Consider the following 10825-nt stretch of genomic DNA (forward strand, 5'->3'; position numbering starts at 1 on the left):
GAGACTTCAGTTATTAAGCGCATTCATCGCGGCATGGACCCGCGCTTCAACTTCGGCACGGGGTAAACCGGCCGGTATTTCTTCGCCAACTTTGTAGGTAATCGTCCCCGATCGGCGAAGCCAATGGTTGCGGGGCATTAAGCGGCCGCTGTTTACCGCCACGGGTACAACCGGCACGTTGAGCATTTTATAGAGACCGGCAAAACCGGACTGTAGCGGAGGGCTTTCACCGTGGCGCACGCGGGTGCCCTCCGGAAAAATTACAACGGGTCGTCCATCCGCCAACAATGCCTTTGAACGGGCGAGCATATCCCGAAGTGCGGAGGCACCGCCTTCCCGGTCCACGGGGATCATGCCGTAGGCAAGCGCCGCTTTCCCCCAAAAAGGGATGTCGAACAATTGCCGCTTCGCAACGACCGAGGGCCGCGCAAAGACTCTGGGCATGTCGATGGTCTCGTACATGCTTTCATGCTTTATGGCGTACAGTACGGGTCGGTCCCGTAGAGAACCTTCAATGCGGACATCGATGCCCAATATCCATTTTGCACAAAAATGCTGATAGCGAGCCCATCCGCGGACAGCCCAACGCATCAATCCCTGATGCAAGAGGCTGCCAAAAAATGCGGTGATCGCAAAAAAGCTGGACCCACCAAAAAATATGATCGTGAAGAATATCGTACGGACGGCTGCGATCACATTAAATTCCCGCAAGCGATGCAACCGCGCGAAGCCAGTATTTGTTATATTCCTTGAATAAGGCATTTAACGACGGCTGGGTCGCAACCGCATCGTTGGTTACGATGATGTCACTTGGCAACGAGCGGTCGAGTTCAAAGCGGGCGCGACGCATATGCCAGTCGTGCGTAACAAGTCGCAGAGTTTTTACTTTGTTGCGCGTCGCCCAACGCGCTGTCTCCAAGGCATTGGAGCGCGTGTCGACGGACTGGAATCCCAAATCAATGCAGCAGGTGAAATAGCGCGCTGAACCGGGATATTGTGCAGCGAGTTCTGCGGGCTTTACATCGCGGTCGACACCGGAAATCAGCATCTTGCGTGATTTGCCCGCTTTCAAAATATCAAGGCCGCGGTCGATCCGGTTTGGTCCGCCGGTGAGCACGACGACGGCGTCGGTTTGTGCAATAGCCGCAGGCTGCGGCAGCAGAAGTGCAAACCACACAAAGCCCAGCATCCAAGCTAGGATAATAAAGGAAAAAATCCGTCTGATCATAACATCTTCTTGAGTGCGGATACCACTGTCCACCGGGCCATAAGCATGGCGAGGCCCATGACAGCAAGTGGAATAATCGCCAATATGAGCCACCCATACCACGGCAAGGAGGCCTCGGCCAGCAAAGCTGGCTCGACCGCAGCGATGCGTCCCCCCAATGTCAGGATAACCGTAGCAGCAGCTCCGAAGCCAACAACGCCACCCAAAAGAGCGTCAAGCGCAACGCGGCGTTGAAACAGGCGCGCGGCCTGCAAATCTGTCCCGCCCATCATGTGCATGATTTCAATCGTGCCGCGGTGGGTGTTCAACGTACTGCGCACCGCAAGAATGACCACAGCCGATGTGGCGATCAGGAGGAGGAGGAAAATCGCCAGCGTAAGCAGGATCAGAGAGGACATCAGGTCAAAAAAGGGCGCCATCCAACTGCTATGGGAATCAATGCGAATTTTGGGCGCGATAGTTTCCAATCGACGCTTTAGCGCCCGAACTGCCGCTCCGTCAGGGACACTTTTGAAACGAATGTCGATCAGGGCAGGAACCGGAATGTCGGCGTCGATGACATCGTTCCCAAGCCAAGGTTTCAGGAGGTTGCGAACTTCAACATCCGGGACCGAATTCGCCGCAGCAATTTCGGGAAGTTCGCGCAGTATTCTGCTCACCGCGACCTTTTGGGTGGCCCGTTCGATAGGATCGGGCTCGATAATCTGGACCGTGGCCTGCAGCGCAAGGTCGTCGCCTCCGTTGCGGATGGCATAGGCAAGGCTCAATCCCATGGCCGCAATCAGCAATGTCAAAAACAGCATGATTGCAATCACCCATGGCATCGGCCCGGATAGGCGGCCTTCGGGTATCAACTTGCGATCATGCGCGGGAAGGGCGAAATCAAGCAACATCACCCGGCCTAATTTTTCAACACCAACGGGCGCGGAGGATGGCGAAGCGAACCGGTGGGATCTGAAAGACGCCCCTTGTCGAGGCGCATCATTTGGGCGCCATCAATCTCCTGAAGCAAATGAATATCGTGTGTGGCAACGACCACGGTTGTCCCCAGCTTGTTGAGCGCTGCGAACAACTGCAAAAGACGACGCGCCATTTCGGGGTCGACGTTGCCCGTCGGTTCATCGGCGACAAGCATTTCTGGCCGACCGATAACGGCACGTGCGATGGCAACCCGCTGTTGCTCACCACCTGAGAGCGTTGCAGGGCGGGCATCGGCGCGTTCTGTAAGGCCAATCCAGTCGAGCATCTCGGTTACCGGACTCTTCAAATCCTTTTCCTGGATGCCGGCGATCCGCAGCGGGAGTGCGATGTTGTCAAAGGTCGACAGGTGTGGAACCAGACGAAAGTCCTGAAATACGACGCCGATCCGCCGCCGAAAACCGGGTAGCCGGTCGCGCGGCAAAGTAATCGCGTCGTGGCCAAACATGCGGATCGCGCCCCGGCTCGGGCGGTGCGCGAGGTAGAGAAGCTTCAAGAGCGATGTCTTTCCGGCCCCCGACGCGCCGGTCAAAAAGTAAAAACTGCCGGGATAAAGCGTAAAACTGAGATCCGTCAGCGTCTCCGCCCCGGTTCCATAGCGCAGTCCCACATTATCGAATTCGACAACGCTCTGCATCAGTTCGAACACTCTCCAAATGCCAGGCGGTCAAGCCACATATCTGGACTGTAAAAACGACACTCGCCGCCAATGGCGGGGGCATCCTGTCTCGGAGTAAGTTTCGTCCGGTTTAAGACCATATACGCGTCCTAAGGATTTGATCGATTTTGTCCATTGCTTCGTTTTCTACCTCATCCGGCAGGAACACAGTTGATAGATTTTTTGCGGTTGCCCGGTGCACTAAACCGGAACAAAATTCGACAATTCTTTCCCACCGTCCACAGCATTTTATGACAGCAGGGTTGCAAGTCGCGGGCGGCTCATGTTTATGGTGGTTAATGCTGCTTGTTTGCCCTTCGTGCCGCACCCGCTATGTCGTTCCGGATTCTGCTATTGGCGTGGACGGTCGTCAGGTCCGCTGTGCCAATTGCAAGCATAGCTGGTATCAAGATGGTATCCTTCCGCCGACACCACCAGCGCCTCCCGTCGTTGCACCGCCGATATTTGCACCGATGAATTCCACGCCGGTTGCCGAAGCCTTTTCGAGTGCTATGCCTCAGGAAACGGTGGAAGATTTTGCACCGGCCACAAAGTTACCGGACCAGCCGGTTCCGCCGAGCTTTACGCGCTTTGAAGAGGCAACTTCCGAGGAAACCGAAACCAAGCGTGAAGGTGCTGAATCCTACGGGGCGACGAGTTCCTATTTCGAAGATACGTCCCAGCAAAGCCATTTTGCGCATGAACCACCGTTCCGGCCACGCCGAAATCCAGCGAAGCTTTGGACCATGGCTGCGGTCGCATTTGCTGTGGTGGTTGCCGCAGCTGGCGGGGCAACCTGGTATTTCGGCCTTCCGGATCTTGGCGCAAATCTGAGCATTGTACGCTCCGAACCCGATCTAAAAATCGTGCTGAACGAAAATCTGGAGTTGAATGAGCGCGAAGATGGAACGCCCTTTTTTATTGCGAGTGGTAGCATTGTAAATCCGACGAGTACCGCCCAAACGGTTCCGGAAATGCTGGTGACTCTGAAAGATGCTGGTGGACGACCGGTTTATAGCTGGAAAATGAAAGCCAAAGTACGAACATTGGCGCCCGGTGCGAAAGTAGATTTCAGCGAGGCGCGACTTGATGTGCCACAGGCTGCATCGCAGATCAGCGTCGGCTGGGTCATTTAACCCGGCTGCAGCGCCTGCCACGCATAATAGATATCGCTAATCGCATCGCGAACTTCGGTCAGTTTCTTTTCATCATTGCTTTTGGCCGCCTCGTTCAAGCCTTTTCGACAAGCGGCGTAAACCCGCGCCAATGTGGGTGCGAGGTCCCCACCGGCGTCAAAGTCAATACTGCCTTCAAGCGCGACAATGATCGACACAGCTTTGGCCATATGGCTGTTCCCAGAAAGATTGTGACCCTTTTTCACCGAATGGAGCACCAGATCGAGGGAGCGGATCAGCTCTTCATACAGAAGTCCAACCAAACCATGCGGGCTTGCGCTTTCCACACGGCTTTTAAGCTCTAGCATTCGGTAATGCTGGCTCGCTATCGCGGGATGAGTTCGAGGTTGCATAGCTATCAGTTATCGCTGCTGGACCAGAGTTTGATCTGTTGTTCGAGGTAGCTCTGCGTTGCCTTCAACGCGGCAATCCGCGCGTCCATGCCCGCATATTGCTTTTCAAGTTTCGTCAAATATGCTTCTTCGCGAACCTCCATACGGTCACGGTTTTTGGCAATTGCATCGGCTTCGCGTTGTAGCGACGCGCGCACCTGCTCCAGCGGACCACTTGTCGCGACGGCAGCATCGCGGAGTGCATCCAGGGCAAAAGTTATGCCGGGGTCGGTTGTTTCGTTCCGGACTCCGTCTCGGGGCGGATTGAAAATTGCTTCAACGGCATCGGGGAAATCGCGTAATGCAGCCTCCATCTTGGCGCTGTTGATCGAAATTGTGCCGTCCCGGTTCGTCGAAATTCCAACATCCGAAAGCGACTGGATGTTCGGATCGGTTGTTAGGGGTTGTGCAATAAAGGCACCCAACTGCCGTTCAAAGCCGCGCAAGGCGGGGTTTCCTGTGTTTGCTTGTCGTGCAGCTTCTGTGTCTTTTTTCAAAGTATTAAAAACAGCGACGAAATCGTTCAAAGTCTGCTTCAACGTGTCAATCGGCCGGGTCGCGCCGATTGTTATAGGCGCTAGTGGATCCGCCTTTTTCAGCGTTATCGTGAGGCCCGGAACCACATCGCTGAAATTGTTCGTCGCCCGCGTGTAAGCCACGCCGTCCACGGTGAAGCTTGCGTCACTCGCCGTTTGCCCGGACGTCATCGTTGAGGTGGCGAACTGCGATAAACCAGGGGCAGCACCCGCATCGGCCGTAAGAGTAAATGCTTTTGCAGCCCCGCTTTCGCCTTTCAGGACTAAGCGGAAATTTCCGGCATCATTGATGACACTTGCCCGCACACCGCTGCCGGTTGCGTTGATGGCGTTGGCCAAGCCCGTCAGGCTGTCATTGGTCGCGTCGACTGTTACGGCGAATGTTGTCGTCCCGACGGTTAATATCATACCGCCCTGACCGATGGGATCGGTCGTCGATGCCACATAGCCTGAATAATTCGTCTGGGCGCGAGCCAACGTGCTGACAACAATCTCGCCGGCATAATTGCCAAGCAAGGTGCCGGGGTTGGCAGTCACAGCTATTGCGGTATCGTCCGACGTGACAGGTTTGCTACGCAATGTGCCACCCGCAGACAGGTCGGCGAGGGAATCTGCAAAGCTATCCAGATCGCTACGAGCTTGCGCTAACGCGCTGACCTTTGCCTGATTGGCCCGCGAAAGCGCATCAAAGCGTTGGACCTTTGGCGTACGCGAAGCAGCAGCCAGATCTCTGACCAATGCCGATGTGTCGATGCCCGAACCAAAGCCAAGGCTGTTTGCAATATTCGAGATCATTTCCTTATCCTTCGCAGTTCAATACGGCTGCCAGCCGTTAGAATTTAGGCCGAAGGTCGCCCGTCTGCGTCAAATCGTTTCGAAGGTGGTACCTCGACAACCGGTTTAACGAGATCATTTGCAAGTGCGCTTTCAAGCCGGAAGACAAAGGCGAGAATTGCAGCAACCGCGACGAACAAATCTTCGGACACGACACGCCCCGTGCGGGTGGTGAAGTAAATGGCGCGGGTGAGTTGCGGATATTCCAGGGTAGGAACGTGGTTCTCTTTCGCCATCGCCTTGATCGCTTGCGCCACTTCGCCGCGACCCTTTGCGACGACAATCGGCGCGATGTCGAGGCCGGGGCGATAACGCAAGGCGACGGCAAAGTGGGTCGGGTTGGTCAACACAACGTTGGCTTCGGTCATACCCTTGCGTGCAGAGGACATCGCCATTTCCTGCTGACGCGCGCGCTGCGCTTGTTTGAGTTCTGGAGCGCCATCGCTTTGCCGCATTTCTTCTTTGAGCTGCTGCTTCGACATGCGCAGGCGCTGGTTACGGCGCAACCACTGCACAGGAACGTCAATGCCGGCGATCAACACCAGTCCGACGGTGAGGACGATTATGGTCAATACCAGCTTGTCGCCCAACATCTCGACGGCAGCGGCTGGGTGGGTGGCGGCAAGGCCGGGCATAGAGGCGATATCGCTCGCCATGACCCAATAGCCTGCATAGCCCAGAGCTACGACTTTGGCCGTCGCCTTGAACAGTTCGATCACGCCCTGCATCCCGAAAATGCGTTTTAGACCGGCCAGCGGATTGATTCGGCTCCCCTTGAAGGCCATGGCCTTGCTGCGCATTCCAAGAGAACCGAGCATCGCTGGCGCGGCTAAGGCTGCAACGATGCTGAGCGCCAGCAGCCCGAGAAACGGGATGGCGATACTGGTGAGCGGGCCTGCCAATGCGTCGAGCGGCTCAAATCGGTCTGGGTCGGTTAGATCGAGCGATAACCCGCTTTTCAAAAGGTCTTTGCTGGCGGAAAAAAACCATCCGCCTAACCCTACCATCCAAGCAGCCCCCGCAGCCATCATAACGGCCGTTGCCAGCTCTTTGGACGCGAGGACGTCGCCATCCTTTAACGCATCCGCCTTGCGTTTTTGGGTAGGGGCTTCAGTTTGTTGGTCCTTATCGGGTGCCTCAGCCACCGCCACCTCCCAACAATTGCGCCTGTTCCAGCGCCATGCGAATGGTGTGGCTGATCGTGTCAGCCATGACCGGCGTGGCCATGCCCAACAAAACGACGCCGGCGAGCAATGCGGCAGGCATACCCACAGCAAACAGGTTCAAAGTAGGTGCAGACCGTGCAATCATGGCCATGATGATCTGCACCAGTACGAGTGCAAAGCCGACCGGCAGAGCAATGCTGAGGCCAGCGGAAAAAGCGAGGCCGCCAAATTTGGTAATGCCGCCAATGGCTGAATATGAAATCCAGGACTGCCCCGGGGGAAGCGCTTGATAGCTCTCGGCGATAATCGACACCAGTGCGAGATGGCCGTCGGCAGCGAGGAAAAGGAACATGGCCAGCATGGACAGAAACTGGCCAACGGCGGGGCTTGCTTGTCCACTGGCAGGGTCAGCCATGGACGCAAAGCCCAAGCCCATAGCGTTGCTGATTGCTTCGCCCGCAACCAGTGCGGCGGCGAAACCGATTTGAATTACGAAGCCGAGTGCGAGTCCGGTGATGACTTCAGAAAGGATCATGAGGAAGCCGGGTATGGAGACTATTCCCGCGGCCGGGAGCGCCATATTGACCGCAGCCGCCGAGGGTATCCCCACCGCAAGTGCAAGTACAAGCCGCAACTGAATGGGTACAGCATTCGCCCCGAACATGGGCGCTGCAATGAATGCTGCGCCAGGGCGTATCATCGCAAGCATCCAGATCAGAAGCTGCTGTTCCACATTTTCGAGACCGGGCGGGATCATCGGACGAGCAGTGGGATTTGCGCAAAAATATCTTTAGTAAAATCGGCCAACAGGATCATGATGCTTGATCCAAAAATCGCCAAGGCAATGGAGACAACGATCAACTTCGGCACGAAACTGAGCGTCTGTTCGTTGATGGACGTCGCGGCCTGTACCATGCCCAGCACCACGCCGGCGATAAGCGCAGGGATCAGTATGGGCGCCGAGCCCAAGGCTAATATCCACAGCGCTTGTTGCGCTATACCTATGAAGTAGTCTTGGTCCATGGTGTTAACTTACAAACGAACTTGCGAGTGATCCCATGGTCAGCGCCCAGCCGTCTACGAGGACGAACAGGAGTAGCTTGAACGGCATGGAAATGATCGTCGGGGACAGCATCACCATACCCAGGGACATCAGCGCCGAGGCGACGATCAGGTCGATTATCAGGAAGGGCAAGAATATCATGAAGCCGATCTGGAACGCGGTTTTCAGTTCGCTGGTCACAAAGGCCGGCAAGAGAATGGAAAAGGGGACGTCCGACGGCTTTGCAAATTTCCCCGCCTTCGCGATGCCGCTGAATAAGGCGAGGTCGGACTTGCGTGTCTGCTTGATCATAAAGCCATGCATCGCGCCGGCAGACGTGGACAGCGCCTGTTCAAAGGTCACCTCGTCCCGTCCATAGGGTTCCAACGCCTGCGTATTGATCGTGGTGAAAACGGGCTGCATCACGAAAATGCTGAGGAACAGGGCCAGCCCCACCAGAACCTGGTTGGGCGGCGTTTGCTGCAATCCCAAAGCCTGTCGTAAAATTGACAGCACAATGATGATGCGTGTGAAACTCGTCATCATGAGGATAAGAGACGGCAAAACCGTCAGCAGGCCCATCAGCAGCAATATTTGCAGCGACAGGGACAGCGGACGGCCATCGCCAGAGACGGTTTGCAGGGCTTTTTCTAGCCCTGCGCCCGTGGATGTAGCAAAGGCCGCATCGCTTGAAAAAAGCGCGAAGCCGACAATGAAGATTAGTATGAGTTTACGCATGCTACTCGCTATGCAAATTCGATGCCAATCTGCTTATGCCGTTGCGTGATACCCCTAAAAGAAGCGTATCACCGTTAAATTCCACGACCAGCAACTTGCCGTTCGTTCCTAATGTCACGGCATCGACAACCCGCACCGGACGGTTGGTGTCGGGCTTTACGGGTAAGCCGAGTTGAAGCCGCTTCCAAAGCCACAGCGAGCCCCAGGCCAGACCCCCGATCAGCGGGACGACGAGAAAGAGGCGGAGAAGATATTCAAAGATCATGACCGGCGCTCCAATCCTGCGAGACGGCGGTCGGCGGCGACTACGTCGACGACGCGGATACCATAGCGGCCGTCGACATCGACAATTTCACCGCGCGCGATGAGCGTGCCATTGGCAAATATATCAAGAAAATCATTTGCTTGACGGTCGAGCTCAACCACGCTGCCTTCACCCAGGCGCAGAAGTTCGGACAGGGTCATCGATGCAGACCCGACCTCGACGGAAATCCGTAACGATATGCCGGCAAGCAAATCCATATTATCGCCCATGCTCATTGCTCCGGCAACGGCGCTCATGCTTGGGGCTTCGGTCATATCACTCATTGGTCCATTTCCTTTTCTATATTCTCAATCATTAAAGCGGCACGGCCATTGGATTCGCCCAATGTGCCACGCGCAAAAACACGGCCGGCAACGATCAGCGGAACCTGTGCCGGCAGCAACAGCGGTAAAATGTCGCCGGGCGCGAGCGTCAGCATCTTGCTGAACGGCACATTGCAATGGGTCAGCACGGTACGTGCCGGAAATTTGACGCGCATGGCGGCCGAGCGGACACGCTCGCTCCACGCTGCATCGGTCGGGCCTTCCGGATTTTCGTCGGCGCTGCGACGGTTTTCCAGAAGACGCACAGTATCGGTTGTCAGGATCAGCCCTACTGGAGCTGGCTTGACCTTTTCGCTCTCGGCGAAGAAGGATTGCACGACAATGGCATCACGCGATCTGGGCCAGTTCAACTGCAGAAGATCGATTTCAGCCCCGCTATATTCGACAACCGATCCCTGATCCGGGTCTATTTCCGCCTTTAGCAGCGGTGCCAATTGCGATCCAAAGCCATCGATGAAGCGCATCTCTGCTGCAGAAAATTCACCGCGAGCCTGCACATTTCCGCTGCCACCATAATAGACATCAACGATCTGACAGACGAGGAACCCAGGCAGATGAACAAGCATTTCATCGCCGCGCTTCGGAAGGCGATAGCGCAATACGGCGCCGAAAGGATTTTGCGCAATCCGCCATTCCGGATAGCGCGCGGCATTTGCCGTACCCGCCGAAATAGAGAATGCGCCCTTTGTAAAGCTGGCCAGCAACTGCTGCATGACCTGTGCAATGCGCTGCGCCATGGGCTCAAGCTGTGTCAGCTCGGCCGATTCATTGGCACTGCGCATGAGATGCGCTGTCTGGGGAGTTGCTGCCGTCACTGGATCACCAGGTTGGTGAAGTAGACATTGTCGATACCGCCAAAGCCTTCTTTCTGACGAAGCACATCATTAATGGCGTGGGTCAGATCGCGTTGAAGCATTTGCTTGCCCTGGGGGGTAGACAATACGGCGGCATCCTGTTGCGACAAGACCATGAGTACGGCCGAGCGAATGGGAACCGCCTGCCGCTCGACATTTTGCACGACCTTGCCGTCATAATAGGTGGCAAGGCTGATCCCGAGTTGAACGAACCCGGCGCCGTCGGCGAGGTTGGCGGTGAAGCTTTGCTCGAGCGCGATATAGGTTACCTCGAACTTTTTCGGATCCACCTTCTGCTTATCGTTCTTTACCGAAACAGTGCCTTCTTTCAGCACGACCTTACCCTCTTCGCCTTCGGCGGGGGCTTCGGCCGGCTCTTCACTGCGTTCGACCAGTTTTGGCCGGTGTGGGTCCTCTTCGGCTTCCTTACCGGTTACACCGCCAGACAGGTACATGCCGCCAGCAGCGCCGCCAGCCGTCAGCAACGTAGCGCCGACGCCGATCAGCAGCATTTTTTTGCTTTTGCCGCCCTTACCTTCTGCTTTTTCTTTGGTCTTGCTCATCTCTTCGGGTCCT

15 protein-coding genes are annotated in these 10825 nt (G+C 56.0%); 1 reads left to right on the top strand and 14 read right to left on the bottom strand.

Translation table 11 applies throughout. The features are described 5' to 3' along the window. Positions 1-6: 6 nt before the first annotated feature. Genes EUU25_RS14315 through ftsE form a run of 4 tightly spaced genes read right to left on the bottom strand, consistent with a single transcriptional unit; the run spans position 7 to position 2843 of the window. Positions 7-696: a lysophospholipid acyltransferase family protein gene (locus tag EUU25_RS14315; protein ID WP_158902096.1), complete on the bottom strand. Its 690-nt coding sequence runs from the start codon at positions 694-696 to the stop codon at positions 7-9. Position 697: 1 nt separating this feature from the next. Then, positions 698-1228 (bottom strand): YdcF family protein, encoded by a 531-nt coding sequence (locus tag EUU25_RS14320; protein WP_158902098.1) that lies wholly within the window; start codon positions 1226-1228, stop codon positions 698-700. Beyond that, positions 1225-2121 (bottom strand): cell division protein FtsX, encoded by an 897-nt coding sequence (locus tag EUU25_RS14325; protein WP_158902100.1) that lies wholly within the window; start codon positions 2119-2121, stop codon positions 1225-1227. The genes EUU25_RS14320 and EUU25_RS14325 overlap by 4 nt, the downstream gene beginning before the upstream one ends. An 8-nt stretch (positions 2122-2129) precedes the next feature. Further along, positions 2130-2843, bottom strand: a complete 714-nt coding sequence (gene ftsE / locus EUU25_RS14330; RefSeq protein WP_158902102.1) for a cell division ATP-binding protein FtsE — start codon at positions 2841-2843, stop codon at positions 2130-2132. A 320-nt stretch (positions 2844-3163) separates the two neighbouring features. Here ftsE and EUU25_RS14335 point away from each other — a divergent pair, with 320 nt between their 5' ends. After that, positions 3164-4000 carry an MJ0042-type zinc finger domain-containing protein gene (locus EUU25_RS14335; RefSeq protein WP_158902104.1) on the top strand — a complete coding sequence of 279 codons (837 nt, stop codon included), beginning with the start codon at positions 3164-3166 and terminating at the stop codon, positions 3998-4000. On the opposite strand, the gene EUU25_RS14340 is transcribed toward EUU25_RS14335, so the two are convergent. The 10 genes from EUU25_RS14340 to EUU25_RS14385 are packed head-to-tail and all read right to left on the bottom strand — an operon-like array spanning position 3997 to position 10812. Beyond that, positions 3997-4347 carry a flagellar export chaperone FliS gene (locus EUU25_RS14340; RefSeq protein WP_158902106.1) on the bottom strand — a complete coding sequence of 117 codons (351 nt, stop codon included), beginning with the start codon at positions 4345-4347 and terminating at the stop codon, positions 3997-3999. The genes EUU25_RS14335 and EUU25_RS14340 overlap by 4 nt on opposite strands. A gap of 50 nt (positions 4348-4397) precedes the next feature. Continuing rightward, positions 4398-5762 carry a flagellar filament capping protein FliD gene (gene fliD / locus EUU25_RS14345; protein WP_158902116.1) on the bottom strand — a complete coding sequence of 455 codons (1365 nt, stop codon included), beginning with the start codon at positions 5760-5762 and terminating at the stop codon, positions 4398-4400. 44 nt (positions 5763-5806) lie between these two features. Continuing rightward, positions 5807-6946 (bottom strand): EscU/YscU/HrcU family type III secretion system export apparatus switch protein, encoded by a 1140-nt coding sequence (locus EUU25_RS14350; protein ID WP_158902118.1) that lies wholly within the window; start codon positions 6944-6946, stop codon positions 5807-5809. Further along, positions 6939-7724, bottom strand: coding sequence for a flagellar biosynthetic protein FliR (gene fliR, locus EUU25_RS14355; RefSeq protein ID WP_158902120.1), 786 nt, complete (start codon positions 7722-7724; stop codon positions 6939-6941). The genes EUU25_RS14350 and fliR overlap by 8 nt, the downstream gene beginning before the upstream one ends. Continuing rightward, positions 7721-7990 (bottom strand): flagellar biosynthesis protein FliQ, encoded by a 270-nt coding sequence (fliQ, locus tag EUU25_RS14360; protein ID WP_158902122.1) that lies wholly within the window; start codon positions 7988-7990, stop codon positions 7721-7723. The genes fliR and fliQ overlap by 4 nt, the downstream gene beginning before the upstream one ends. 4 nt (positions 7991-7994) lie before the next feature. Further along, entirely contained in the window at positions 7995-8747 is a 753-nt protein-coding gene (fliP, locus tag EUU25_RS14365) for a flagellar type III secretion system pore protein FliP (protein ID WP_158902124.1), read from the bottom strand. A 1-nt stretch (position 8748) separates the two neighbouring features. After that, the gene (locus EUU25_RS14370; protein WP_158902126.1) at positions 8749-9012 is read right to left on the bottom strand and encodes a FliO/MopB family protein; all 264 of its coding nucleotides are present in this window, start codon (positions 9010-9012) and stop codon (positions 8749-8751) included. Next, positions 9009-9335, bottom strand: a complete 327-nt coding sequence (fliN, locus tag EUU25_RS14375) for a flagellar motor switch protein FliN (RefSeq protein ID WP_158902128.1) — start codon at positions 9333-9335, stop codon at positions 9009-9011. Before fliN ends, EUU25_RS14370 begins: the two co-directional genes overlap by 4 nt. Continuing rightward, positions 9332-10210, bottom strand: a complete 879-nt coding sequence (locus tag EUU25_RS14380) for a FliM/FliN family flagellar motor switch protein (protein WP_158902130.1) — start codon at positions 10208-10210, stop codon at positions 9332-9334. The genes fliN and EUU25_RS14380 overlap by 4 nt, the downstream gene beginning before the upstream one ends. Further along, positions 10207-10812, bottom strand: a complete 606-nt coding sequence (locus tag EUU25_RS14385; RefSeq protein ID WP_158902132.1) for a flagellar basal body-associated FliL family protein — start codon at positions 10810-10812, stop codon at positions 10207-10209. Before EUU25_RS14385 ends, EUU25_RS14380 begins: the two co-directional genes overlap by 4 nt. Between the last annotated feature and the right edge of the window lie 13 nt (positions 10813-10825).

Source organism: Sphingorhabdus lacus, from assembly GCF_009768975.1.
Classification (GTDB): Bacteria; Pseudomonadota; Alphaproteobacteria; order Sphingomonadales; family Sphingomonadaceae; genus Sphingorhabdus_B; species Sphingorhabdus_B lacus.